Below are 24424 nucleotides of genomic sequence, written 5' to 3' on the forward strand. Positions count from 1 at the left end.
CGTGACGGACGTCGCGGCGCCATGCCTCAGCTGTCGGGCGAGATCCTGGCGTCCTCGACGATGCGCCCGAACTTCACCGACTCCTGCTGGATAAACGCCCTGAACTGCCCCGGCGACGTCGGGGCGGGGTTGCCGCCCAGTTCCCGGAGCCTGGCGATCTTTTGCCAGGGGACTTGCCAGCGCTTATTCGTCGGCACCGCCCATCTTGCGCAGGCCTTTGAATACGAAGGGTGCCGCCAGCGCGGCGGCGGCCAGTGCCAGCAGCGTCGCCGAGCCGGGATGCGATACGAACACCAGCGGGTCGCCCAGGCTCATCTGCATCGCGCGGCGGAACTGGCTTTCGGCCATCGGCCCCAGGATCAGCCCGACGATCATCGGCGCGACCGGGTAGTCGTGGCAGCGCATGGCAAAGCCGACCAGCCCGAACACGACCAGCATGCCCAGCTCGACGATGGACGGGTTGGCCGCCAGCGTGCCCATCGCGGCGAACACCAGGATGCCGGCGTACAGCCAGGGCTGCGGCAGCTTGAGCAGGCGCACCCAGATGCCGATCAGCGGCAGGTTCAGCACCAGCAGCATCACGTTGCCGATAAACAGGCTGGCCACCAGCCCCCAGACCAGATCGGGCTTGTCGGCGAACAGCAGCGGCCCCGGCACCAGCCCGTATTGCTGGAAGCCGGCCAGCATCATCGCGGCGGTGGCGGAGGTGGGCAGGCCCAGCGTCAGCAGCGGCACCAGCGTGCCGGTGGCGGCGGCGTTGTTGGCCGCCTCCGGGCCCGCCACGCCTTCGATCGCGCCGCGGCCAAACTCGTCCTGGTGGTCGGTCAGCTTGCGCTCGAGGGTGTACGACAGCAGCGTCGGCACCTCGGCGCCGCCGGCCGGCAGCGCACCGATCGGGAAGCCGAGGGCGGTGCCGCGCAGCCAGGCTTTCCACGAGCGCTTCCAGTCCATGGCGGTCATGCGCAGGCCGCCTTTGACGGCCTCGATGGTGTCGTGCACGCCCTTGAACTTCGCCGCGGAAAAGAACGTCTCGCCCATCGCGAACAGGCCCACCGCCAGCGTCGTGACCTGGATGCCGTCGAGCATCTCCGGCACGCCGAAGGTCAGCCGCGCCTGCCCGGTGAGCTTGTCGATGCCGATCAGCCCCAGGCCGATGCCCAGCGCCAGGCTGGTCAGCCCGCGCAGCGTGGAATCGCCGAAGGTGGCCGACACCGTGACAAAGGCCAGCACCATCAGCGCAAAGTAATCCCACGGCCCGAACTTCACCGCCAGGTCGACCAGCACCGGCGCCAGCAGCGCCAGGCCCACGGTGGCCAGCGTGCCGGCCACGAAGGAGCCTATCGCCGCGGTGGCAAGCGCCTGGCCGGCACGGCCGGCGCGGGCCATGCGGTGGCCTTCGATGGCGGTGGCGATCGAGGCCACTTCGCCCGGCGTGTTGATCAGGATCGCCGTGGTCGAACTGCCGTACATGCCGCCGAAGTAGATGCCGGCGAACATGATCAGCGAGCCGGTCGGGTCGAGCTTGAACGTGACCGGCAGCAGCAGCGCCACGGTCAGCGACGGGCTGATGCCCGGCAGGATCCCGACCAGCGTGCCGAGCAGCACGCCGATGCCGGCAAAGAGCAGGTTGCCCGGCTGCGCCGCAACGGCGAGGCCCTGGGCAAGGTAGGTAAAGACATCCATTTGCAACTCCCTTCTTTGCCGGCTTAACCGAATACCAGGCGTTCCAGCGGCCCGGCGGGCAGCGCCAGCGACAAGGCCTTGGCAAAGAACGCATACACCACCAGGTTCAGCACCACGCCGATCGCGGCCGACCGGATCACGCGGCGCTCGCCGAAGCCCAGCGCGGTGGCGATGAACAGCAGCGTGGCGCCGGCGATAAAGCCGGACTGCAGTTGCAGCACCGCCATCAGCGCCAGCAGCCCGGCCAGCACCCAGCCGACCGCCTTCCAGTTCATCGGCTCGCGCGCCGGCGTTTCCGTTGTTTCCGTTGTTTCCGTTGCTTCCGTTACGCCGGCGCGGCGCGCCGCGGTGACCAGGTGCAAGGCGCCGAGCACGCCGAGCAGCCCGGCCACGAACAGCATGCCGACGGCGGGGCCGATGCCTGCGGCGGGCGCCGGCGGCAGCTGGCTGGCATCGGCGAATACCACTAGCGCCAGCAGCAACAGCCCGGCGCCGACGATGGCCCTGGGTTTATCGAAGCGCGCCGCGGCGCTGCGTGGTGTGGGTTGGGCGTGGGTCGTCATCGCTTTCATTTCGCCAGTCCGATCGATGCCAGGATGTCGCGCACGCGCGCCTGTTCAGACTTCAGGTAGGCGCCGAACTTGTCGGCGGGCAGGTAGGCATCGTCCCAGCCGCGGGCCTTCAGGATCTTCTGCCATTCCGGCGACTTGACCGCCTTGTCGACCGCGGCGGCCAGCGCCGCGGCCTGTTGCGGTGAAACATTGGGCGGCGCCACGATGCCGCGCCAGTTCAGCAGCTCGACGTCCAGCCCTTGCTCCTTCAGCGTCGGCACCGCGATGCCGGGCATGCGCTGCGCCGACGACATCGCCAGCGCGCGCAGCTTGCCGGTCTTGATCTGGCTTTCGAATTCGTTGTAGCCCGAGACCCCGGCGGTGACGCGGCCGCCCAGCATTTCCGCCAGCGCCTCGCCGCCGCCGGAGAACGGCACGTAGTTCAGCCGCGCGGTGTTGCCGCCCGCGGCCTTGACCACCAGCGCCGCCAGCATGTGGTCGGCGCCGCCGGCGGAGCCGCCGGCCCACACCACCTTGCCGGCATCGGCCTTGATCGCTGCCGCCAGGTCCTGGATGCTCTTGTGCGGCGAGTTCGCCGGCACCACCACGACCAGCGCATCGGCGGTCAGGCGCGCGATCGGCGTGACCTTGTCGAGGCTGACCGGCGCCTTGTTGGTGACCACCGCGCCGAGCATGGTGATGCCCATGGTCATCAGCTGGTTGCCGTCGCCCTTGGCGTTGTTGACGAACTGCGCCAGGCCCACGGTGCCGCCGGCGCCGGGGATGTTGTTGACCTGCACGCTTTTGGCCGCGCCGCTGGCGACCATGGCCTGCTGCAGCGAGCGCGAAGCGCCGTCCCAGCCGCCGCCGGGTGCGGCGGGGGCGGTGATCTTCAGTTCCAGTGGCGCGGCCTGCGCGTGGGCGTGGTGCAGCGGCACGGCGGTGCCCAGCAGGGCCAGCGCGGTGGTGGCGGCGAACCGGTTCAGTTTGGCAAGCATGGTGTCTCCTGTTGTCATGTCCTGGCGGCCTGCGCGGTGAGGTGCGATGGCGGCGGCGCAGGCGGGGGTAAAACGTAAGGGAATTGAAGAAATCAGGCGGCAGCCTCGGCGGGCGCGACCGATGCCCCCGCGATCTGGTGCCGGGCCAGCGCCTGCGCGACCAGGCCGCTCGCCTTCATCTCCTCAACAAAGGCATGCAGGTACGCTGCGGCGGCGCTGCCGCGGCTTTGCGGCAGGCCCATGGCCTGGCGGATCACCATGAAGCGCTCGTCCAGCAGGCGCAGGCCGGGGTGCTTCGCGGCATCGGCTTCCAGTTGCTGGCGCACGCCGGCGGCCACTTCCAGTCCTTGCTCCAGGAAGGCCTGGACCACCGTGGGCGAAGTCGGCGCGCGCACGATCTGCGCCGCCTTCAGTTCGCGCGTCAGGAACAGGTCATAGGCGCTGCCCTTGCCGACCGCCACGCGGTTGCCGGCGATGTCGACCTCGGCGTTGGAGCGGACCGGCGAGGCATCGCGCACCAGGTACCAGCCTTCGATCAGCACGTACGGCGCGGTGAAATGGATGGTCGCGGCACGCTTGGGATCGATGGCGAAGAAGCCGACGTCGGCCTCCTCGCTGGAAACCACTTCAACCGATTTGCCGGCGGCGTCGACCACCACCAGCTGCAGCGGCAGGTCCAGCCGCTGAGCCAGCGCGTTGGCAAGGTCGACGGACACGCCGAAAGGCTGGCCATCCTCGCCGCGGTTGGCGAGGATCGGATTGCCGAGGTTGATCGACGCACGCAGCACGCCGGTCGGGGCGAAGGCTGCAATCAGGTCTGGGTCAGGGCGCATGGCGAAATCAGGGCTTGGGGGCAGGCCGGGCAAGTGCAGGCCCGCGAGTTCGGGAAAGCTCGCGACAGCGCATGGCGAGCGGCGGGACAGCACGCGTCAGGCGGCGGGCTGCGACAGCGTCTTGTGCAGGATCAGCGGGATGACGCCGCCGCGCCGCAGCAGTTCGACTTCGAGCTGCGTCTCGACCGCGGCGGTGGCATCGATCACATCGACAGCGCCGCTGGCGCGCTCGATGCGGATTGGGACGCGGCAGCGTGGCGCGATGGCATGCGCGGGCGCCTCCACGTGGATCTTGTCTCCCGGCCTGATGTCGAGTGTGTGCGGCCCGGTGCCGCGCGGCAGCCGGACCGGCAGGATGCCCATGCCGATCAGGTTGGAACGATGAATGCGCTCGAAGCTCGGTGCGATCACCGCGCGGATGCCGAGCAGCCGCTGGCCCTTGGCGGCCCAGTCGCGCGACGAGCCGGTGCCGTAGCGTTCGCCGGCAACCAGCACCACCGGATCGCCGGCGGCACGGTAGCGCTCGGCGACTTCGAAGATCGGCTGCACTGCATTGCTGGGCACGTGCAGCGTATGGCCCACCGGCGCGGCCGGATGCAGCAGGTTGGCCAGCGTCTTGTTGTAGAACGCGGCGCGCATCATCACTTCCCAGTTGCCGCGGCGCGAGGCGAACACGTTCAGGTCGTTGCGGTCCTCGCCGCGCGCGACCAGGAAGTCGGCAATGAAACTGTCCTTCGGGATCGCGCTGGCAGGCGAGATATGGTCGGTGGTGATGTCGTCGCCCAGCACCAGCAGCGGATAAGCCGTGTAGCTGCCAAGCTGGCTGCCCTGGTCGGCCGAGGCAAACGGCGGGCGGCGAAGCGCGGTCGAGGCCGGGCTCCACGGGTAGCGCGGCGTGTCGGCCGAGGGCAGGGCGTGCCACAGCGGGTTGGCGGTGGCGACGCGGAAGGCCTCGCGGTAGTCGGCGGGCGCGGCGCCGCGCGCCACCAGTGCGTCGATCTCTTCGCGGGTCGGCCACAGGTCCTTCAAATAAACCCGCGTGCCGTCCGCGGCGGTCTGCACCGGGTCGCGGCTCAGGTCGGCCTCGGCATTGCCGGCCAGCGCAAACGCGACCACCAGCGGCGGCGACATGATGAAGCCCAGGCTCAGGTCCGGGTGGACGCGCCCCGGGAAATTGCGGTTGCCCGACAGGATCGCCACCGGCTGCGCGCTGCCATCGGCGATGGCCTCGGCAATCGGCTGCGTCAGCGGGCCGGGGTTGCCGATGCAGGTGGTGCAGCCGTAGCCGACGATATCGAAACCGACCGCGGCGAGATCATCGATCAGGCCCGCGCGCTCCAGGTAGCGCGCCGCCGCCGGCGATCCCGGCGCCAGCGATGTCTTGATCCACGCCGGCACCCGCAGGCCGAGCGAGCGCGCCTTGCGCGCGACCAGTGCGGCAGCGACCAGCAGCGCCGGATCGGTGGTATTGGTGCAGCTGGTGATCGCCGCCAGCGCGACCGGATGCCTGGGCATGCCGGGATGCGCATGCGACGGCGTGAAGCCGAACTTTTCCAGCGCGCGCGCCGTTTCGGCATAGCCAAGCAGGTCCTGCGGACGGCGCGGGCCGGCCACGTGCATGCCCACGGTTTCGAGATCCAGTTCCAGCACGGTGGTGTAGCGCGGCCGCGCGGCGCCGTCGAACCACAGGCCGACGCGGCGCGTATATGCCTCGACCAGCGCGATCGCGGTCTCGTCGCGGCCGGTGCTGCGCAGGTATTGCAGCGTGCGGTCGTCGACCGGGAAGAACCCCGTGGTGGCGCCGTACTCGGGCGCCATGTTGGCGACCACGGCGCGCTCGTTCGCCGACAGCGTCGACACGCCCGGCCCGAAGAACTCCACGAATTCGCCGGAAACGCCCAGGTCGCGCAGCCGCTTGGTCACCGTCAGCGCAAGGTCCGTGGCCAGCACGCCCGCGCGCAGCGCGCCGGTCAGGCGCACGCCGATGACGTCGGGAATGCGCTGCATCACCGGCATGCCGAACATCACCGTCTGCGCCTCCAGCCCGCCCACGCCCCAGCCCAGCACGCCGATGCCGTTGACCATGGGTGTATGGCTGTCGGTGCCGATCATCATGTCCGGCACGGCCCAGGCTTCGCCGCCGCGCTGTTCGCACGTGACCACGGTGGCGAGCTGCTCGAGGTTGATGGTGTGCATGATGCCGGTGCCCGGCGGATGGATGCGCACGCCGTGCAGCGCCTTCGAGGCCCAGCGCAGGAAGCCGTAGCGCTCGGCATTGCGGCGCGTTTCGGTTTCCAGGTTGAGCGGCACGGCGTCGGGGCGGGCGTAGTACTCGACCGCCAGCGAGTGGTCCACCGACGAATCCACCGGCAGCACCGGATTGAGCAGGTCGGGATCGCGGCCGGCCTCGGCCACGGCATCGCGCATCGCGGCCACGTCGACCAGCGCGGGGGTGCTGGTGGTGTCGTGCATCAGCACGCGGCCGGGCTGGTAGGCGATCTCGGCTTCGCTGGTGGCGTGCTCCAGCCACGCCAGGATGCCGCCGACGGCGTCGTCGCGCTCGGCGCCTTCGGCATTGCGGATCACATTCTCCAGCAGCAGGCGGAGGACGACAGGCAGGCGCCAGAGCTTGTCGCCGGCGACGGCAGGCAGGTCGACGATGCGGTAAGTGGCGTTACCGACGCTCAACGCTGCCGTTGGGGTGGGGTTGGTGTTTTTCATGACTGTATATTTGCATGTTTATGCGTAAAAATGCAATCAAGTGAAAACCCGAAGACAGCCAGATGCAATCCCCGAAAGTGTCAGATCCCTCTCATTGGCCGAACGCCACGCGCCGGCACCTGCTGCAAGGCGCCGCTTCCGCCGTTGTGCTGGCGGGGCTGGGCGCCATCGCCGACCCCGCCCACGCTGCCCGGAGCGCTAGCCCGAGCCACCAATCCAGACCATCGAAAGGAAAGTTCATGTACGCCTATGTCGGCTCCCGGACCACCCGTGAGCGCAACGCCCGCGGTGAGGGCATCAGCGTGTTTCGCGTGGAGGCCGGCAGTGGCGCACTGGAACCGGTGCAAGTCGTCGGCGATCTCGTCAACCCGTCGTTCCTGGCGCTGAACCGCCGCGGCGACCGCCTGTACAGCGTGCATGGCGACGTGAGCGACATCAGCGCCTTCGCGGTCGACCGTGCCAGCGGGCGGCTGGAATTCATCAACCGCCAGAGCACCCACGGCAAGAACCCCGTTCACCTGGCGCTGGACCCGAGCGAGCGGTTTGTGGTGGTGTCCAATCACATTGGCGCCAGCCTCGCGGTATTGCCGCTGGACGGCGAGGGCGCGCTGGGCGAGATGACGCAGCTGGTCAAGCTGGATGGCCCAGTCGGCCCGCACCGGATCGAGCAGAAGCAGGCCAAGCCCCATTTCAACCCGTTCGATCCGTCCGGCAACTTCGTCATCGTTCCGGACAAGGGACTGGACCGCACCTTCGCCTTCCGCTTTGCCGACGGCAGGCTGGCGCCGGCGTCGCCCGGCTTTGTCGAGTCGCGCGAGTCGTCCGGGCCGCGGCATGTTGCCTTCCATCCCAACGGCCGCTATGCGTATGTCGTCAACGAGCTGGACTCGACCGTGACGACGTATTCGTACAACCGCAACACGGCGCAGCTCACACCGCTGCAGATCCTGTCGACGCTGCCCGAAACCCTCACCGGCAACAGCCGCGCGGCCGGGATCGAAGTGGACCACGGCGGGCGCTTCGTCTATGCGTCCAACCGCGGCCACGACAGCATCGCGGTGTTTGTGGTGGACCCGCGCACCAGCCTGCTGCGCTTTGCCGGCGCCGACCTGTCGCTCGGGCGCACGCCGCGCTTCTTCACCACGGACCCCACGGGGCGCCTCCTGTACGCGCTCAACGAAGACAGCGACACCATCGTCGCCTTCCACATCAATCCCGACTCAGGCCGGCTCTATCCCACCGGCTTCAGCGCGCGCACCGGCAGCCCCGTGTGCATGGTGTTCTCGCCGCCGCAGGCCTCACCCGCTTTTATGAAATCCGCCGAGGAACCCGGCGTCGCCGACGCCGGGCAGACAGCATGCAATCTAGCCAGCCCCGGCCCGCTGCACGCCCGGGCGCCGGTTCTCCACCACAAACGCCGCCTGCGTGCCGACCGGGCTGTCCACGCGGGCCACGTCTTCCACCGCGCGCAGCGTGGCGGCCCACCGTGCGGGCGTGGCCTCCACCACGGTGTAGCCGCGCTGGTCCGGCCGCGCCTGCACGATATGCGGATTCTGGGCCACGATTTTTGCGACGCTCTGCACGCTGCTGCCCGAGGCCGAGGCGATGGAGGTCGTGCAGAACTCGCTGGCGATCACGCGGGATGACGGGTCGCTGAAGTCCGCCAGCACATTGCAGGCGTAGTTCTGGTGGATATCGCCGCCGATGAACACGGTGTTGCGTGGCGCCGCCGCCGCGATGCTGTCGAGCAGGCGCTGGCGCGCGGCGGGATAGCCGTCCCAGGTGTCGCTGTGGAAGGCTTCCTCCGGCGGCGCCTTGTAGTTGCGCCGCGAGAAGATGGTCTGCTGGGCGATCGCGCTCCAGCGCGTCTGGTCGCGCCGGTCCTGCGCCAGGCCCTGTGCCAGCCATTGCTCCTGCGCGCCGCCCAGCATGGTGCGGCGTGGGTCATAGAGCGCGCTGCATTCGCCGGGGGACACCGAGCCCTTGCGGGGCGGGCCAGGTTCGCGGCAGGGCTGGATATCGCGGTACTGGCGGTCGTCCAGCACATGGAAATCGACCAGCCGGCCCCAGCGGTGGCGTGCCTGGATGCTCAGCGCATCCGGCGAGCCAAGGCCCGCCGTGCCCCGCACCAGCGTGCTCGCGCGGATCGGCATGTTTTCGTAGAACGCCTGGTAGCCGGCTGTGCGCCGGGCGAGAAACGCTGCCGCGGGCTCGCTGCCCGCGCGTCCCGCGTAGTCGTTCTGGACTTCATGGTCGTCCCAGGTGACCAGCCACGGGCACGCGGCATGCATGGCCTGCAGCAGCGGGTCGCTCTTGTACAGCGCGTAGCGGTCGCGGAAGTCCTGCAGGCTGGTCGCGGTGGGCAGGCTGTGCGTGCGCGGCAGGTGCGCGCGCGCGTTGGCGGGCACCGCGGTCTCGTAGATGTAATCGCCCAGGAACACCACCAGGTCCAGGTCTTCCTGCCGCATCTGCCGGTACGCGGCGTAGTGGCCCTGTTCCCAGCGCTGGCAGGAGGCAAAGGCAAAGCGCACGCGCGGGGCCAGCGTGTCGGCCGCCGGCGCGGTGCGGGTGCGGGCAGGGGCGGTGGCTGCGTCGCCGTGCATGAACCTGTAGAAGTACCAGCGGTCCGGGCGCAGCCCGTCGACTTCCACATGAACCGAATGGCCCAGTTCGGGCCGCGCCTGCGCCTGGCCGCGGCGGACGATGCGACGGAACGCTTCATCCTCGGCGACTTCCCACTGGACGGTCAGCGGACCTTGCAGCGGCGTGATGCCCTGGGCATCGGCCTGGGGCGTACCCGGGACGGCGCCGTCGAGCAGGCGCGTCCACAGCACGAATCCGTCCGGCGTGGGGGCGCCGCTCGCCACGCCCAGTTTGAACAGGTCGCGCCCGCGCAGCGTGGCGGAGAGGGCCCAGCGGGGCAGCTGGGTGGCAAGGGCGGAGGCCGCCGCCAGCTTCAGGAAAGTTCTCTTTTGCATGCCGGTTCCGGGAGGTCGGTGGTTCGTCCAGCGCTGTCGATGTGCAGAACTATAGCGAAACGGGTTTACCGGTTCGGGAGATCCGAAAGTCGTCCCGGATGCACCTCGCTGGCCGCGGGCCGGAGATATCCGGCGTGCCGTCAAAGGCCTTCCATGGCAATGCAGCCGCCTTTCTGGCGACCGCCCAGCGTTTCGTGAGCGCCTGTTTTCCGCTTTCCGTAAGGATCGGCCCGACCGCTTAATTGATGGCCGCGCCCCGGCGCCATATCGTTCAGCCAAACCAACAAGACGACACGGGCGCAGCCTCGGGCCCGTTCGGTGCCGTTCCAGGCGGCCTCACAAACAAGGAGACAAGACATCATGGCCTATCCCTTCCATACGTTGCCGTAGCGGCAGATCCGAATCTCCGGCCGGGCACCCGCGCTGCCGGATTCCCCTGACTTCCTTGCCAGGCGGTGTGCGCAGACGCGCGCACGCCGCCACGGAGCCGTTATGTCCCCTCACGTCATTTCCATCTCGGTGCTCGGGCTGATGTTCGTCATCGCCACGGTCCTGCCGATCAACATGGGCGCACTAGCCTTTGTCGGCGCCTTCCTGGTCGGTACGCTGGTCGCGGCCATGCCGGCCAAGGCGATCCTTGCCGGCTTTCCTGCCGACCTGTTCCTCACGCTGGTCGGCATCACCTACCTGTTCGCCGTGGCGCAGAACAACGGCACCATCGACTGGCTGGTGCGGCTCGCGGTGCGCGCCGTGGGCGGCAGGATCGCCGCCATTCCGTGGATCATGTTCATGATCGCGGCGCTGCTGACGTCGGTCGGCGCGGTCAGTCCGGCGGCGGTGGCCATCATCGCGCCGATTGCGCTGGGCTTTGCCGCGCGCTACGGCATCAATCCGCTGCTGATGGGCCTGATGGTGATCCACGGCGCGCAGGGTGGGGGCTTCTCGCCGATCAGCATCTATGGCGGCATCACCAACAAGATCGTGCAGAAGGCCGGGCTGCCGCTCAACGAGATGGCAACCGCATTCGCCAGCCTGGGCGTGAACCTGGCCGTGGCCGCCGGCCTCTTCGTTGCGCTGGGCGGGCTGCGCCTGATGCGCCAATCGGCGCCGGCGGCGCCCGCACCGCAACCGGTCGCCGGCGGCGTGCTGGCCATGGGTGCGCCGTTTGGCGCGCGCACCGTGCCGGCACAGGGGGCGCAGATCTATGGCGATGCGGAGGCCGAGGCCGGCATGGAAGAGCAGAAGACGATGGCGCGCGACCCCGCTTCGGTGCTCGGCGGCGAAGCCGAAGGCACCAGCCAGGCGCCGGCCGGCCTTTACCAGTACCTGACCGTGGCGGGCCTGGTCGCGCTGGCGGTGCTGACGCTCTATTTCAAGCTCGATATCGGCTTTGTCTCGCTGACCATCGCGCTGCTGCTCACGCTGATGGCGCCGGAGCTGCAAAAGCGCGCGCTGAGCCAGGTGTCGTGGCCCGAGATCATGCTGATCGTCGGCGTCAGCACCTTCGTCGGGGTGATGGACAAGATGGGCACCATCGACTTTGTCGGCCACAGCGTGGCCGGCCTGACGTCCCCGCTGATGGCCGCGCTGCTGCTGTGCGTGGTCGGCGCGGTGGTGTCGGCGTTCGCTTCGTCGACCGCCGTGCTGGGTTCGCTGATCCCGCTGGCCGTGCCGTTCCTGCAGCAGGGCTCGGACGTGAGCGCGATCGGCTTTATCGCCGCGATGGCCGTGTCCTCCACCATCGTCGACGTCAGCCCGTTCTCGACCAACGGCGCGCTGGTGCTCGCCAACGCGCAGGGCGTGGACCGGCAGGCCTTCTTCCGCACGCTGCTGATCTATGGCGCGCTGGTCACCGTGATCGCTCCAGTCGTGCTGTGGTTCGTCTTCGTCGTGCTCTGATTCCTGTTGCCGCTACCTGACTCCTGACCATGAAACTGCTTGAATCCGTCATGCACGCCCAGCAGGCCATCCGGCCCGCGCGGGCCCCGGCCCGGCCGGCCGCCATTCCCGACCTCGCCGCCTACCAGGCGCTGTGCGAGGAAGCCGAACGCGACTACGAAGGCTTCTGGGCGCGCCACGCCCGCGAGCTGCTGCACTGGAACAAGCCCTTCACCAAGGTGCTGGACGAGAGCAACGCGCCGTTTTACAAGTGGTTCGAGGACGGCCAGCTCAACGCGTCCTACAACTGCCTGGACCGCAACCTTGAAAACGGCAACGCCGACAAGGTCGCGATCGTGTTCGAGGCCGACGATGGCACCGTGACGCGCGTCACCTACCGCGAACTGCATGCGAAGGTGTGCCGCCTGGCCAATGGCCTGAAGACGCTCGGCATCAGGAAGGGCGACCGCGTCGTGATCTACATGCCGATGTCGGTCGAAGGCGTGGCCGCGATGCAGGCCTGCGCGCGCCTGGGTGCCACGCATTCGGTGGTGTTCGGCGGCTTCTCCGCCAAGTCGCTGCAGGAGCGGCTGGTCGACGTGGGCGCGGTGGCGCTGATCACTGCCGACGAGCAGATGCGCGGCGGCAAGGCGCTGCCGCTGAAGGCCATCGCCGACGACGCGCTGGCGCTGGGCGGCTGCGAGGCGGTCAAGAGCGTGATCGTCTACCGCCGCACCGGCGGCAACGTCGGCTGGACCGAGGGCCGCGACCGCTGGCTCGACGACGTCTGCGCCAACCAGCCCGATACCTGCGAGGCCGAGCCCGTCGGCGCCGAGCACCCGCTGTTCGTGCTCTATACCTCGGGCTCCACCGGCAAGCCCAAGGGCGTGCAGCACAGCACCGGCGGCTACCTGCTGTGGGCGCTGATGACGATGAAGTGGACCTTCGACCTCAAGCCCGACGACCTGTTCTGGTGTACCGCCGACATCGGCTGGGTCACCGGCCATACCTACATCGCCTACGGCCCGCTGGCCGCCGGCGCCACGCAGGTAGTGTTCGAAGGCGTGCCCACGTACCCGAACGCCGGCCGCTTCTGGGACATGATTGCGCGCCACAAGGTCAGCATCTTCTACACCGCGCCGACCGCGATCCGCTCGCTGATCAAGGCCGCCGAGGCCGACGAGAAAATCCATCCGAAGCAATACGACCTGTCGAGCCTGCGCCTGCTTGGCACCGTGGGCGAGCCGATCAACCCGGAAGCGTGGATGTGGTACTACAAGAACATCGGCAACGAGAACTGCCCGGTGGTCGATACCTTCTGGCAGACCGAGACCGGCGGCCACATGATCACGCCGCTGCCGGGCGCGACGCCGCTGGTGCCGGGTTCGTGCACGCTGCCGCTGCCGGGCATCATGGCCGCCATCGTCGACGAGACCGGCCATGACGTGCCTGACGGCAATGGCGGCATCCTGGTGGTCAAGCGCCCGTGGCCGTCGATGATCCGCACCATCTGGGGCGACCCGGAGCGCTTCAGGAAGAGCTATTTCCCGGAAGAACTGGGCGGCAAGCTCTACCTGGCCGGCGACGGTTCGATCCGCGACAAGGACACCGGCTACTTCACCATCATGGGCCGCATCGACGACGTGCTGAACGTGTCGGGCCACCGCATGGGCACGATGGAGATCGAGTCGGCGCTGGTGTCCAATCCGCTGGTGGCCGAGGCCGCGGTGGTCGGCCGTCCCGACGACATGACCGGCGAGGCGATCTGCGCCTTCGTCGTGCTCAAGCGCTCGCGGCCGAGCGGAGACGAGGCGGCCAAGCTTGCTGCCGAGCTGCGCAACTGGGTCGGCAAGGAAATCGGCCCGATCGCCAAGCCCAGGGACATCCGCTTCGGCGACAACCTGCCCAAGACGCGCTCGGGCAAGATCATGCGCCGGCTGCTGCGATCGCTGGCCAAGGGCGAGGAGATTACGCAGGACACCTCGACGCTGGAGAACCCTGCGATCCTCACGCAACTCGGCCAGTCCAGTTAGCGGTGCGCATTGCCCGCCACGCGGCTAAGATAGGAGCCTGCCCCCAACCTGCACCCGAGCACCCCCGACCCCATGAGAATCCGCATTGGCGAAGAGATCACCTTCCGCAAGCTCGAAGCGTTGCTGGCGTTCATGGAATCGGGCAACCTGGCCAAGGCGGCCGAGATCCTGGATACCAGCACGGTCAGCGTGCACCGTGCGCTGCACTCGCTGGAAGAGGGCACCAGCTGCGCGCTGTTCCGCCACGAGGGCCGCAACCTGATCCCGACCGACGCCGCCCATGTGCTGGCGGATACGGCAAGGGAAGTGCTCAAGGCCATGGCCGACGGCATCCGCGCCACGCGCGAGGCCGCCGGCTTTTCGGCCGACCACCTCAAGATCGGGTCGCTCTATTCGCTGACGGTCCAGACCGTGCCGAAGATCGTGATCGGCCTGAAGCTGCGGCGCCCGGAACTGCAGACCGAACTGGTGCTGGGATCGAATGCGGACCTCCTGCAGAAGCTAAAGCAAGGCTCGATCGACGCTGCGCTGATGGCGGTGCCCGACCCCGACCCGGAGATCGAGTCGATCCCGCTGTTCGAGGACGATATCTTCTTTGCGGCGCCGGCCGATTCGCCCTATGCCTCGATGCCCGCGGTGGACCTGCGCGCCTGCCGGGACGAGCCCTTCGTCACCCTGAGCGAAGGTTTCGTCACGTACAGCGGCTTTGTCGAGGCGTTCCGCATCGCCGAATTCACGCCTAATGTGGTGATGAAGGTCGGCGATATCTTTTCGCTGATGAACCTGGTGGGCGGCGGCATCGGCTACACGTTGCTGCCGGGCCGGGTGAAAGGCGTGTATTCGCGCAATGTGGCGTTCGTGCCGCTGGCCGGCGAATACGACATCAAGCAGACCATCGCCCTGAACTTCCAGCGCCGCCGCGAACGGGACCCCAACCTGCTGGCGCTGGCCGCGGTTTGTCGCATGGCGATGCGCGAGGCTGACCAGTAGGGCAGGGGGCGGTTTTTCGCCCACACCCTGGTCTCGCTTCCGGCCAGCGTAACGGTTCATTTCCTGGCGTGATTGTTTGCTGGACGCCGCCTGTTTAAGGTGTAGCCATCAGACAGACGCCAGCCGGAGACGCGATGACCAACACCAGCACGGGCCGCCAGTGGAATACCCGCAGGGAAGCCAAGGCGCGCCGCAAGCAGAACGCCGCCGCCATTGCCGACGGCAAGGTGGTGCCGACCAGCGACATCGTCGCGTTCCTGGAGGCCGTGCTGGCCTGCGGCGACCGCGTCGTGCTGGAGGGCAACAACCAGAAGCAGGCTGACTTCCTGTCGCGCTCGCTGGCGCAGGTCGATCCCGGGCGCGTGAATGCGCTCCACATGATCATTCCCAGCGTCAGCCGGGTCGAGCACCTTGACCTGTTCGAACGCGGCATCGCGCGCAAGCTGGATTTCTCGTACGCGGGGGCGCAGAGCATCCGCATCTCGCAGTTCCTGGAGGATGGGCAGCTCGAAGTGGGCGCGATCCATACCTATATCGAGCTGTATTCGCGGCTGTACGTGGACCTGGTGCCCAATGTGGTGCTGATCGCCGGCTTTAAGGCGGATCGCCAGGGCAACCTCTACACCGGCCCGAGCACTGAAGATACGCCGGCGCTGGTCGAGGCCGCGGCATTCCGCGACGGGCTGGTGATCGCGCAGGTCAACGAGATCGTCGACGATCCCGCGGGCCTGCCGCGCGTCGACGTGCCGGGTTCCTGGATCGACTACGTGGTGCAGGCAGACAAGCCATTCTTCTGCGAACCGCTGTTCACGCGCGACCCGCGGCTGATCAAGCCGGTCCACGTGCTGATGGCGATGATGGCGATCCGTGGCATCTACGAGCGCCACCAGGTGCAGTCGCTCAACCATGGCATCGGCTTCAATACCGCGGCGATCGAGCTGATCCTGCCGACCTACGGCGAGTCGCTCGGGCTGAAAGGCAAGATCTGCAAGTACTGGACGCTCAACCCGCACCCGACGCTGATCCCCGCGATCGAAACCGGCTGGGTCGAGAGCGTGCACAGCTTCGGCAGCGAACTGGGCATGGAAAGCTACGTCGCCGCGCGGCCGGACGTCTTCTTTACCGGTGCGGACGGCTCGATGCGCTCGAACCGGGCCTTCTGCCAGCTCGCCGGCCAATATGCGGTGGACCTGTTTATCGGCTCGACGCTGCAGATCGACGGCGACGGCCATTCGTCCACGGTGACGCGCGGGCGCCTGTCCGGCTTTGGCGGCGCGCCCAACATGGGGCACCAGCCAGGCGGGCGCCGGCACCCGACGCCGGCCTGGCTCGACCTGATCGAGACCGACGATCCGCTCGCGCGCGGCCGCAAGCTGGTGGTGCAGATGGTCGAGACCTTCCAGGCGGGCGGCAAGCCGACCTTCGTTGAATCGATGGATGCGGTCGAGGTGGCGCGCGAAAGCGGCATGCCGCTGGCTCCGGTGATGATCTACGGCGACGATGTCACGCACGTGCTGACGGAAGAGGGCATCGCCTACCTGTACAAGGCGCAATCGCTGGAAGAGCGGCGGCGGATGATTGCCGCCGTGGCCGGCGTCACGCCCATCGGCATGAAGCACGATCCCGCCACCACGCGCCGCATGCGCAGCGACGGCCTGATCGCATTGCCGGAAGACCTGGGCGTGCAGCGCAGCCAGGCCACGCGCAGCCTGCTGGCGGCCAAGAGCATGGCCGACCTGGTGGACTGGTCCGGCGGGCTGTATGAGCCTCCGGCACGCTTCCGGAGCTGGTGATGGCAGGCGCCGCAGCAAGGATCCTGCACGCCCGGCCAGCGGCCTCCGCCCATGCCGAGGCGCTGGCGGGACTGGCCGTCAGCGCCATCGCCGAAGAGGCGCGGCTCTCGCCCAAGCCCGGCCTGGTCGACAGCCGCGGCAGCGGGGCGCATGCCGACCTGACCTTGCCGTTGATGCTGCGCTCGGCGCACGCGCTGGGGCCGTCGTTCGCGGCCATGGCCGATGCCGGCCTGCAGGCGCCGCGCCTCGGCTATGGCCTGCGCGAACAACTGGGCGCGCTCGGGCGCGAGGCCGAGGCCGTGATGCTGGCCGCCACCGGTGGCGTCAACACGCACCGCGGCGCGATCTGGTGCATCGGCCTGCTGGTAGGAGCCGCCGCGAACGCCAGCGCGGCGGGGCTGGCCGCCAGTGCCGGAGCGATCAGCGCCAGGGCCGGCGCCATTGCCTCGCTGGCAGACCGGCACCGGCCGGTTCTTACCGGCAACAAGGGCGAACTCGCCTGCCTGGCCTACGGCGTTGGTGGCGCGCGCGCGCAGGCGCGCGCGGGCTTCCCGCACGTGACGCGGCTGGCGCTGCCGGCGCTGCAGCGCAGCCGCGCGCGCGGCGATACCGAATCGACGGCACGGCTGAACGCGCTGCTCGCGCTGATGAGCGAGCTGGACGATACCTGCGTGCTGGCCAGGTCGGGACGGCCCGGGCTGGACTACATGCAGGCGGGCGCCAGGGCGGTGCTGTTGGCAGGCGGCGCGGGCACGGTGGCCGGGCGGCGCCAGCTGCGCAGCCTCGATGCGGGCATGCTGGCCCGGCGGGCCTCGCCGGGCGGCGCGGCGGACCTGCTGGCTGCGACGATCTTCCTCGACGGGCTGTCACGAGACGGGACTGCCGATGTGACGGCCGCGAGAACGGCCGCTAGAACTGCCGCGAATAACGACTTCAGGGGGCTTTGATGGAACAACTGCGATTTGAATTCCCGGCGGGACAGCCGGCCACCGGGCGCGTACTGGTAGGCGTGGTGGGATCGGGCGACCTGGAGGTGGTGGTCGAACCCGGCCAGGGCGGCAAGACCACGGTGGAGGTCACCACCTCGGTCAATGGCTACGGCCGCGTCTGGGATGCGCAGCTCTCGCGTGTCTTTGCCGCCGAGCCGCGCGCCTCGATGCAGATCCGCATCCACGATTTCGGCGCGACGCCGGGCGTGGTCGGCATGCGCCTGGCGGAAGCCTTTGAAGCGCTGGGCGACCCGCAACAAGGAGACGGTGCATGAACACGGCAGAACTGCTGGCGCGCAACAGCTTTATCGAACTGGGCGCACGCGAGCGCGCGCGTGCATTGCTGGACCCGGGCACCTTCCGCGAACTGGCGGGCCCGTTCGATGGCCTGCAGTCGCCATGGCTGCCGCCGCAGGGCGTGGTGCCACAGAGCGATGACGGCGTGGTGGTGGCCAAGGGCCGCATCGACCAGATGCCGGTGGTGGTGCTGGCCATCGAAGGCGCCTTCCAGGGCGGCAGCATGGGCGAGGTCGGCGGCGCCAAGATCGCGGGGGCGCTGGAACTCGCCGCAGAAGACAACCGCCGTGGCGAACCGACGCGCGCGGTGCTGCTGCTGGAGACCGGCGGCGTGCGCCTGCAGGAGGCCAACCTTGGTTTGGCCGCGATTGCCGAGATCCATGCCGCGATCGTTGATCTGCGCCGGTACCAGCCGGTGGTCGGCGTGATCGCGGGACAGGTGGGCTGCTTTGGCGGCATGTCGATCGCAGCCGGCCTGTGCAGCGCGCTGGTGATGACGCAGGAAGGCCGCCTGGGGCTGAATGGCCCGGCCGTGATCGAGCAAGAGGCGGGCATCGCCGAGTACGACTCGCGCGACCGGCCCTTTATCTGGAGCTTTACCGGCGGTACGCAGCGCGTCGCCACCGGTTTCGCCGATGCGTATGTCGACGATGACAGCGACGCGATGCGCGCGCAGGTCGCCGCGCTGTTGCGCGAGCCGGGCGCCGCCAGCCATCGCAGCGAGCAGTACACGCAATACCTGGCCGCGCTGCAGGCGTACGACGCCAGTGCCCAACCCACGCCCGCGCAGGTGCAGGCGCTGTTTCAACGGGGGACCGACGCATGAACGCACCACTTCATCCCGCTGCCGCGCGCGAAGCCAGCCGCGGCGAACGCTGGCTGCAGGCGCTGGCGCCAACGGCGTCGCGCCAGCCGGGCTACCCGGACTCCGTGCAGGTGGCCGACGGCGAACTGGCCGGCACCGCGGTGCGCTGGATCGCGCTCGTGCCCGATGCCGGCAGCCGCTTCCCGCGCGCGCGCAATGGCGAGGCCGGGCTGCTGGAGGGCTGGTCGCTGGCGCGCGCGGTGCGCGAAGCGATCGAGGCGGATCGTGCCGCGCCGGCCAGGCGCGCCATCGTGGCGATTGTCGATACACCAAGCCAGGCGTACGGCCGGCGTGAAGAGGCCCTTGGCATCCACCAGTCGCTGGCGGGGGCGGTGGCCGCCTATGCCGAGGCACGCCTCGCCGGACACCCGGTGGTCGCGCTGATCGTCGGGCGCGCCATGTCGGGCGCCTTCCTCGCGCACGGCTACCAGGCCAATCGCATCATCGCGCTCAATGACCGTGGCGTGCTGGTGCATGCGATGGGCAAGGAAGCCGCCGCCCGCATCACCATGCGCACGGTCGAGGACCTGGAAGCGCTGGCGTCGACGGTGCCGCCGATGGCCTACGACATCGAGAACTTCGCCACGCTGGGCATCCTGTGGCGGCTGATCGATGTCGAGTCGGCCAGCGCACCGGAGGCGGCCGACGCGCACCTGGCCCGCGACACCATCCTGTCCGCGCTGGCCGACATCCGCCGCGACCCGACGCAGGGCCTGCAAGGCCGTCTCGGCGGGGCCAACCGGCAAGCGTCGGCCGCGGTCCGCGCGTGCCTGTCGCGGCAATGGCAAGCCTGAGCCCCCTTATGCCTGCCACGCCCGCGCCGCACGACCTGGTCTGGCTGGACGACCCGGCCAGTGCCCTGGAGCGCGATGCGCTGCCGGCGTGGGTCTCGCTGCCGGCACTGCACGACACCCCGCTAGTCGTGCGGCGCGACGGCCGCCGGCCGGGTGAGATCCCGGTCGGCCTGCGCGGCAGCACGCGCGCCGAGCGCTTCGGCACCTGGATCGCGCCATCGGCGATCCGCAAGCTCGTCACGCCGATGGACCTCGCCGCCCAACGCGCCTGGCGCCTGCGCCCGGCGCTGGCGGCCTTGGCCCCCATCCGCGCGCTGGAGGCCATCGCCGACCCGCTCGATGCCGCCGGCATCCGCTGGGGCGTGACCGGCAGCGCCGGCTTCTCGCTCGCCTGCGCGCACAACGTGCTGCATGCCGACAGCGACCTCGACCTGGTCGTGCAGGCAGAGCAGCCGCTGCCGCCCGGCCATCTCCAACTGCTTGCCGAATTGCTGCGCGCCGCACCGGCCCGCGTCGACATCCAGGTCGCGACCCCGCACGGCGGGTTCGCGCTGCTGGAACGCCTGCGCGGCGGCGGCAGGGTGCTGCTGAAGACCGGCCAAGGCCCGCGCCTGTGCGACGATCCCTGGCAACCGGCGCCATGCAAGTCCTGATCACCTTTCCCGGCCAGGGGACGCAACGCCCCGGCATGCTGAAGGACCTGCCGTCGGACCCGGCAGTAACGGCGGTGCTGGCCGAGGCCGAGGAGATCCTGCAGGTGCCGGTGGCAGGGATGGATACGCCCGAGCGCCTGCAATCCACGGTTTGGACGCAGCTGTGCCTGCTGACGTCAGGCGTGGCGATGGCACGGTGCCTGGCCGCGCACGACGCCCGCGCCGACGCCGTGGCCGGGCTGTCCATCGGCGCGTATGCCGCCGCGGTGACTGCTGGTGTGCTTGCCTTTGCCGATGCCCTGCGCCTGGTGCGCCTGCGCGGGGAGCTGATGGCGCAGGCCTATCCCGGCGGCTACGGCATGACCGCCATCCTGGGGCTCGACCAGAACCGGCTCGCACCGCTGGTGGCACAGGTCTGCTTGCCGCAACGGCCGGTGTACCTGGCAAACTTCAACGCCCCCACGCAGATCGTGATCGCCGGCAGCGAGGCTGCGATGGCCGAGGTGTCAGCGCTGGCATTGGCCGCCGGCGCGCAGGCGGCAAAACCGGTCGCCATCCATGTGCCATCGCATTGCCCGCTGCTCGATGCCGCGTCGCTTGCACTGCAAGAGGCCATGCAGGCCGTGGTGCTGTCCGCACCTTCGCTGCGCTATTTCAGCGCCAGCAAGGCGCGCGAACTGCGCGACCCACGCAAGATCGCCGACGACCTGGCGCTGAACATGGCCACGCCGGTGCGCTGGCACGACACCATGGTGCTGGCCCATGCCAACGGCGCAAGGCTGGTGGTGGAAGCACCGCCGGGCGATGTGCTGACGCGCCTGGCGCAGCCCGTCTTCGCCGACGGCATGCCGTTGGCGTGCGACAGGACGCGGCTGGACTCGATCGTGGCGATGATGCGGCGCCGGTAGGGTGCCGGTAGGGCGCCGCCGCAGCAAGCCGGCCAGCTTCGCCGCGGATGGACGGCACAAGGCACGAACCGCAGCGGCATCGCGATCACTGACAGGGCGTGTCAGATTTTTCTCTATTTGCTTCGACATCGCTTCCCGGCATATCCCATCGCTATAGTCGGTCCTGCTGCGCCTTCGCGGCGTCACTGACAAGGCAGGAGGAAGAGATGGTTGTCACGCCGACCGCTTCGCGCGCGGAAGCTTCACGGAAAGCACAGCAGGAACAGGCGCCACGCGAGACCATCGGCCGCGGTATTGCCGAGTTGTTGCTGGGCGTCGTGCTGGACACAACATGCGGTGTCGCCAGCCCGGTCATGCTGACCGTGCATACCGGCGGGCCATTGCGAGATGGCCCATTCGGCCTCGATGCGCGCCTGTCGCATGCGCAGGGCCACCAGCAACGATGGTTGGCAGAGCTCACGCAAGCGGGGCTTCCCGTGAGCCGCGCGCACGTTGTCGTGGCAGCCGAACTGCCTTCCTCCAGTTATGTGCCCTGGCATGGCGCGACCCGGCCCGCAGCGTACCGCCATGACGACGGCATTGCGCATTGCCTGCGAGTGGCACGGCTGCTCGATACGGCGATCCGGTTGCGTGCTGACGCAAACGCGCAGTTTCCGCTGTGGTTCACCGTCCGTTATTTCGGCGACGCCGCGCAGTTCGCACGCTTGCGGGAACCGTTGACGGTGTCGGCGATGGGCGAGCAGCTTCTTGGCACGCTCCAGCAATACGAAGTGAAAGTGTGCCAGGGGAGCGAACGGGTCGCGACGCTGACCGCCGTCTGTCAACACAACCATGCCTAGACGAGAGAGCCGCTCGGCGCGTCCCGCCGTCGTCGCCGCAGTGATCGGGCTGGCTCGCCGTGGCGGGCTCCACAGCTCATTCCCGTTCGCGCAATGCCAGCAACTCGCGCCTGGCCGCGGCCAGCACCGCATCGGACCGCTTGCCATCGGCAAGCACCCGTGACACCACCAGCGCGCCGATCATCGCGCTGACGGCGAACATGGCCTTGTCGGGATCGTCACCGCCCAGTGTCTCGTCCATCCGCGCGATAAACCGTTCGATATGGGCCGACATGGCTTCGCGCGCGGGCTCGTCGGCACGCGCCACGTCGCCCGCCAGCGCGGCGATCGCGCAACCGGTGGTGCGCGCCTCCCGATGCGTGCGGCTCAGGTAGCCGCGCACCGTGGCGCCATAGTCAGGCGTCCCTTTGCCGCTCTTGGCCTCGAATGCGGCCTTGCCGTCATCCAGCGCGCGTTCCAGCGCGTGCACCAGCAATTCCGAGCGCGAGGCGAAGTGACCATAGAAGCCGCCATGGGTCAGGTTGGCGCTGCGCATCAGCTTGCCGACGCTGACGGATTCCAGCCCGCCATCCCGGATCTGTTCCGCTGCCTGCTCCAGAATGCGCTCCCTGCTGCGCGCCTTGTCCGCCTGAGAGTGGCCCATCTGTCATTCCCATCATGTCACCTTGACATTCTGCATTGTGATCGTCATTCTCCTGAATGACAACCATCATGCAGATTGCGGACCGCTGCCATGGCCGAAACGGACGAACTCGACGTTGACCTGGATGATTACGAGGTGCCCTTCAAGGGCATCGTCGAACAATCCATCGCCGGCATCTACATCCTGCAGGATGGCCGTTTCCGCTACGTCAACGAGACTTTCGCGCGCATGTGCGGGCTAAGGCGCGAGCAACTGCTCGGCGCCCGCCTGCGCGACGTGGCCCACCCATCGCAACGCGCCGAGCTGATGGACCAGTACGCGCGCAGGATCAAGGGCGCCGCGCCCGCCGACCTGTTCGTCATTCGCCGGACATCGTCCCACAACCCGGGTTGCTTCGAGATCCATGGCACGCGCGTGATCATTCACGGGCGCCCGGCGATCGTTGGCGTCGGCATCGACATTACCGAGCGCGAGCGGCAGCGTGACCGGCTGGTCGAGGCCAGCGAGCGCCTGCAGGAACTGGTGGCAAGCGCCAACAGCGTGCGCGAGAACGAGCGCAACCGCGTGGCGCGCGAGCTGCACGACGTCATCGGCGGCATGCTGACGGCGATCAAGTTCGACCTGTCGCGGCTGTCGCGCGGCATCGAGGCGCTGGACCGCGCCCGCGCGCCGCGCGCCAGGCGCAGCCAGACGGAGGCGCCGGCCCTTGCGTCCCTGGCGCTGACCGCGGCCCAGACCCTGCAGCTCACGCAGGAGACCATCGAGGCCGTGCGCACCATTTCCGAAGGGCTGCGGCCGGGCGCCCTCGATCACCTGGGCTTGTGCGACACGTTGTGCCTGGACCTCGGCCGTTTCGAGAGACGCTACGGCATTGCCACCCGCATGCGCACTGCCGGCGACGCGCGCGCCATGGACCGCTGCCGGGAAATGGGCATCTACCGGATCTTCCAGGAAGCGCTGACCAACGTCGCGCGTCATTCGATGGCCACGGAAGTCATGGTCAGCCTCGACTGGGCAGAGGACCGGCTGGACGTGGAAATCTCGGACAACGGCCTCGGATTTGATTTCGGCTCTGCTACGGCCGAAGGGCACCTAGGCTTGCTCGGCATGCAGGAACGGGCGCGCGAACTCGACGGCATGCTGGCCCTGGACACCGGACCGCGCTCCGGCGCGCGCGTGCGCCTGAGCGTGCCGGTCCCATCCTGCACCCGTCGGCAAGCCAATGCACAAGCGACCGGATGCACCAGCACCGGCGCGGATGAAGACGGAGAGAGACATGATTCGCCTGCTGCTGATCGACGATCACACCATATTCCGCCAGGGGCTAAAGCGCCTGCTGGCCGAGCACGATGAATTCGACGTCGTAGCCGAAGCCGGCGACGCCTCCGAGGCGCTGGGCCGCCTGCGCGAGCAGCCGTTCGACGTGGCGCTGCTCGACGTCAACCTGCCGGGCCGCAGCGGCCTGGAGATGCTGCCTTCGCTGCGCGCCGAGCGGCCCGCGATGCCGGTGGTCGTGCTGAGCATGTACCCGGCCGAGCAGTATGCGCTGCGGGCCTTCCAGGCGGGCGCATCCGGCTATGTCACCAAGGACATGGACGCGATGGAGCTGGTCGATTCCATCCGCAACGTGGCGAAGGGCAAGCGCTATATGACGCCCGCGGTGGCCAACTGCCTGCTGGATGGCTTCGACCGTGTCGCCGACAGTGCGCCGCACCGGCAACTGTCGTCGCGGGAGTACGAGATCATGCTGCTGATCGTGCGCGGCATCCGCCTGACCGAGATCGGCCGCCAGATGTTCCTCAGCGTGAAGACCGTGAGCACCTATCGCTCGCGCATCCTGAAGAAGCTCGGTGTCGCCAGCAACGCCGAACTCGCACGCTATGCCGTCGAGCATCGCCTGATCGACTGAAGTCCGGACCGCTACCTGCGCCGGCGGCAGCTTCAGAAAACGCTGACACGGCGCAGAGTGAGTTCCGAC

The 24424-nt window shown here is 68.7% G+C and carries 20 protein-coding genes and 2 pseudogenes; 14 read left to right on the forward strand and 8 right to left on the reverse strand.

The features are described 5' to 3' along the window. Window positions 1-26: 26 nt before the first annotated feature. The 6 genes from CTP10_RS07425 to acnA form a co-directional block, all read right to left on the reverse strand. Window positions 27-197 (reverse strand): hypothetical protein, encoded by a 171-nt coding sequence (locus tag CTP10_RS07425; RefSeq protein ID WP_158577751.1) that lies wholly within the window; start codon window positions 195-197, stop codon window positions 27-29. After that, window positions 184-1683, reverse strand: a complete 1500-nt coding sequence (locus tag CTP10_RS07430) for a tripartite tricarboxylate transporter permease (RefSeq protein WP_116323347.1) — start codon at window positions 1681-1683, stop codon at window positions 184-186. The genes CTP10_RS07425 and CTP10_RS07430 overlap by 14 nt, the downstream gene beginning before the upstream one ends. Window positions 1684-1706: 23 nt before the next feature. Further along, on the reverse strand, window positions 1707-2255 hold the full coding sequence (locus CTP10_RS07435; RefSeq protein WP_116323346.1) for a tripartite tricarboxylate transporter TctB family protein: 549 nt from the start codon (window positions 2253-2255) through the stop codon (window positions 1707-1709). Beyond that, a complete protein-coding gene (locus tag CTP10_RS07440) occupies window positions 2252-3232 on the reverse strand; it encodes a Bug family tripartite tricarboxylate transporter substrate binding protein (RefSeq protein ID WP_116323345.1) in 981 nt (326 codons plus the stop codon). The genes CTP10_RS07435 and CTP10_RS07440 overlap by 4 nt, the downstream gene beginning before the upstream one ends. 92 nt (window positions 3233-3324) lie before the next feature. After that, the gene (locus tag CTP10_RS07445) at window positions 3325-4065 is read right to left on the reverse strand and encodes an ABC transporter substrate-binding protein (RefSeq protein ID WP_116323344.1); all 741 of its coding nucleotides are present in this window, start codon (window positions 4063-4065) and stop codon (window positions 3325-3327) included. A 96-nt stretch (window positions 4066-4161) separates the two neighbouring features. Then, window positions 4162-6786, reverse strand: a complete 2625-nt coding sequence (gene acnA, locus CTP10_RS07450; RefSeq protein WP_116323343.1) for an aconitate hydratase AcnA — start codon at window positions 6784-6786, stop codon at window positions 4162-4164. A gap of 239 nt (window positions 6787-7025) precedes the next feature. Here acnA and CTP10_RS07455 point away from each other — a divergent pair. Beyond that, a pseudogene (locus CTP10_RS07455) lies at window positions 7026-8084 on the forward strand (lactonase family protein); the annotation flags it as partial. A gap of 66 nt (window positions 8085-8150) precedes the next feature. On the opposite strand, the gene CTP10_RS07460 reads toward CTP10_RS07455, so the two are convergent. Further along, window positions 8151-9764, reverse strand: a complete 1614-nt coding sequence (locus CTP10_RS07460; RefSeq protein WP_116323342.1) for an alkaline phosphatase D family protein — start codon at window positions 9762-9764, stop codon at window positions 8151-8153. Between the two features lie 492 nt (window positions 9765-10256). Here CTP10_RS07460 and CTP10_RS07465 point away from each other — a divergent pair, with 492 nt between their 5' ends. The 11 genes and pseudogenes from CTP10_RS07465 to CTP10_RS07515 all read left to right on the forward strand — a co-directional run bounded on the left by CTP10_RS07465 (window position 10257) and on the right by CTP10_RS07515 (window position 21803). Beyond that, window positions 10257-11663: an SLC13 family permease gene (locus CTP10_RS07465; RefSeq protein ID WP_116323341.1), complete on the forward strand. Its 1407-nt coding sequence runs from the start codon at window positions 10257-10259 to the stop codon at window positions 11661-11663. A 95-nt stretch (window positions 11664-11758) separates the two neighbouring features. Beyond that, a pseudogene (gene acs, locus CTP10_RS07470) lies at window positions 11759-13675 on the forward strand (acetate--CoA ligase); the annotation flags it as partial. Between the two features lie 72 nt (window positions 13676-13747). Further along, complete coding sequence (locus CTP10_RS07475; RefSeq protein WP_116322556.1) at window positions 13748-14665, forward strand: LysR family transcriptional regulator; 918 nt, start codon at window positions 13748-13750, stop codon at window positions 14663-14665. 134 nt (window positions 14666-14799) lie between these two features. After that, on the forward strand, window positions 14800-16458 hold the full coding sequence (mdcA, locus tag CTP10_RS07480) for a malonate decarboxylase subunit alpha (RefSeq protein ID WP_116322557.1): 1659 nt from the start codon (window positions 14800-14802) through the stop codon (window positions 16456-16458). Beyond that, a complete protein-coding gene (locus tag CTP10_RS07485) occupies window positions 16458-17405 on the forward strand; it encodes a triphosphoribosyl-dephospho-CoA synthase (protein ID WP_116322558.1) in 948 nt (315 codons plus the stop codon). The genes mdcA and CTP10_RS07485 overlap by 1 nt, the downstream gene beginning before the upstream one ends. Beyond that, window positions 17405-17722, forward strand: coding sequence for a malonate decarboxylase subunit delta (locus tag CTP10_RS07490; RefSeq protein WP_029044871.1), 318 nt, complete (start codon window positions 17405-17407; stop codon window positions 17720-17722). Before CTP10_RS07485 ends, CTP10_RS07490 begins: the two co-directional genes overlap by 1 nt. Beyond that, window positions 17719-18570, forward strand: a complete 852-nt coding sequence (locus CTP10_RS07495) for a biotin-independent malonate decarboxylase subunit beta (protein ID WP_116322559.1) — start codon at window positions 17719-17721, stop codon at window positions 18568-18570. The genes CTP10_RS07490 and CTP10_RS07495 overlap by 4 nt, the downstream gene beginning before the upstream one ends. Next, entirely contained in the window at window positions 18567-19403 is an 837-nt protein-coding gene (mdcE, locus tag CTP10_RS07500) for a biotin-independent malonate decarboxylase subunit gamma (protein ID WP_116322560.1), read from the forward strand. Before CTP10_RS07495 ends, mdcE begins: the two co-directional genes overlap by 4 nt. Before the next feature lie 8 nt (window positions 19404-19411). Then, complete coding sequence (locus tag CTP10_RS07505; RefSeq protein WP_317922474.1) at window positions 19412-20056, forward strand: malonate decarboxylase holo-ACP synthase; 645 nt, start codon at window positions 19412-19414, stop codon at window positions 20054-20056. Continuing rightward, window positions 20044-20964, forward strand: coding sequence for a malonate decarboxylase subunit epsilon (gene mdcH / locus CTP10_RS07510; RefSeq protein ID WP_116322562.1), 921 nt, complete (start codon window positions 20044-20046; stop codon window positions 20962-20964). Before CTP10_RS07505 ends, mdcH begins: the two co-directional genes overlap by 13 nt. Before the next feature lie 206 nt (window positions 20965-21170). Further along, entirely contained in the window at window positions 21171-21803 is a 633-nt protein-coding gene (locus CTP10_RS07515) for a hypothetical protein (protein ID WP_116322563.1), read from the forward strand. A gap of 76 nt (window positions 21804-21879) precedes the next feature. On the opposite strand, the gene CTP10_RS07520 is transcribed toward CTP10_RS07515, so the two are convergent. Then, window positions 21880-22446, reverse strand: coding sequence for a TetR/AcrR family transcriptional regulator (locus tag CTP10_RS07520; RefSeq protein WP_116322564.1), 567 nt, complete (start codon window positions 22444-22446; stop codon window positions 21880-21882). A 90-nt stretch (window positions 22447-22536) separates the two neighbouring features. On the opposite strand from CTP10_RS07520, the gene CTP10_RS07525 reads away from it, so the two are divergent. Both CTP10_RS07525 and CTP10_RS07530 read left to right on the forward strand, forming a co-directional pair. Then, window positions 22537-23799, forward strand: coding sequence for a PAS domain-containing sensor histidine kinase (locus CTP10_RS07525; RefSeq protein WP_116322565.1), 1263 nt, complete (start codon window positions 22537-22539; stop codon window positions 23797-23799). Then, on the forward strand, window positions 23723-24355 hold the full coding sequence (locus CTP10_RS07530) for a response regulator (protein ID WP_116322566.1): 633 nt from the start codon (window positions 23723-23725) through the stop codon (window positions 24353-24355). Before CTP10_RS07525 ends, CTP10_RS07530 begins: the two co-directional genes overlap by 77 nt. Window positions 24356-24424: the final 69 nt, after the last annotated feature.

The sequence above is a fragment of the Cupriavidus sp. P-10 genome, assembly GCF_003402535.2.
Lineage (GTDB): Bacteria > Pseudomonadota > Gammaproteobacteria > Burkholderiales > Burkholderiaceae > Cupriavidus.

What these genes read in the sequence shown, in the direction of transcription:
- CTP10_RS07505 (WP_317922474.1), top strand. Translation starts at nt 19,412, where the DNA reads ATGCCTGCCACGCCCGCGCCGCACGACCTGGTCTGGCTGGACGACCCG.
- CTP10_RS07465 (WP_116323341.1), top strand. Translation starts at nt 10,257, where the DNA reads ATGTCCCCTCACGTCATTTCCATCTCGGTGCTCGGGCTGATGTTCGTC.
- CTP10_RS07435 (WP_116323346.1), bottom strand. Translation starts at nt 2,255, where the DNA reads ATGAAAGCGATGACGACCCACGCCCAACCCACACCACGCAGCGCCGCG.
- mdcA (WP_116322557.1), top strand. Translation starts at nt 14,800, where the DNA reads ATGACCAACACCAGCACGGGCCGCCAGTGGAATACCCGCAGGGAAGCC.
- CTP10_RS07445 (WP_116323344.1), bottom strand. Translation starts at nt 4,065, where the DNA reads ATGCGCCCTGACCCAGACCTGATTGCAGCCTTCGCCCCGACCGGCGTG.
- CTP10_RS07530 (WP_116322566.1), top strand. Translation starts at nt 23,723, where the DNA reads ATGATTCGCCTGCTGCTGATCGACGATCACACCATATTCCGCCAGGGG.
- CTP10_RS07460 (WP_116323342.1), bottom strand. Translation starts at nt 9,764, where the DNA reads ATGCAAAAGAGAACTTTCCTGAAGCTGGCGGCGGCCTCCGCCCTTGCC.
- CTP10_RS07485 (WP_116322558.1), top strand. Translation starts at nt 16,458, where the DNA reads ATGGCAGGCGCCGCAGCAAGGATCCTGCACGCCCGGCCAGCGGCCTCC.
- acnA (WP_116323343.1), bottom strand. Translation starts at nt 6,786, where the DNA reads ATGAAAAACACCAACCCCACCCCAACGGCAGCGTTGAGCGTCGGTAAC.
- CTP10_RS07475 (WP_116322556.1), top strand. Translation starts at nt 13,748, where the DNA reads ATGAGAATCCGCATTGGCGAAGAGATCACCTTCCGCAAGCTCGAAGCG.
- mdcH (WP_116322562.1), top strand. Translation starts at nt 20,044, where the DNA reads ATGCAAGTCCTGATCACCTTTCCCGGCCAGGGGACGCAACGCCCCGGC.
- CTP10_RS07440 (WP_116323345.1), bottom strand. Translation starts at nt 3,232, where the DNA reads ATGCTTGCCAAACTGAACCGGTTCGCCGCCACCACCGCGCTGGCCCTG.
- CTP10_RS07520 (WP_116322564.1), bottom strand. Translation starts at nt 22,446, where the DNA reads ATGGGCCACTCTCAGGCGGACAAGGCGCGCAGCAGGGAGCGCATTCTG.
- CTP10_RS07495 (WP_116322559.1), top strand. Translation starts at nt 17,719, where the DNA reads ATGAACACGGCAGAACTGCTGGCGCGCAACAGCTTTATCGAACTGGGC.
- mdcE (WP_116322560.1), top strand. Translation starts at nt 18,567, where the DNA reads ATGAACGCACCACTTCATCCCGCTGCCGCGCGCGAAGCCAGCCGCGGC.
- CTP10_RS07430 (WP_116323347.1), bottom strand. Translation starts at nt 1,683, where the DNA reads ATGGATGTCTTTACCTACCTTGCCCAGGGCCTCGCCGTTGCGGCGCAG.
- CTP10_RS07525 (WP_116322565.1), top strand. Translation starts at nt 22,537, where the DNA reads ATGGCCGAAACGGACGAACTCGACGTTGACCTGGATGATTACGAGGTG.
- CTP10_RS07515 (WP_116322563.1), top strand. Translation starts at nt 21,171, where the DNA reads ATGGTTGTCACGCCGACCGCTTCGCGCGCGGAAGCTTCACGGAAAGCA.
- CTP10_RS07490 (WP_029044871.1), top strand. Translation starts at nt 17,405, where the DNA reads ATGGAACAACTGCGATTTGAATTCCCGGCGGGACAGCCGGCCACCGGG.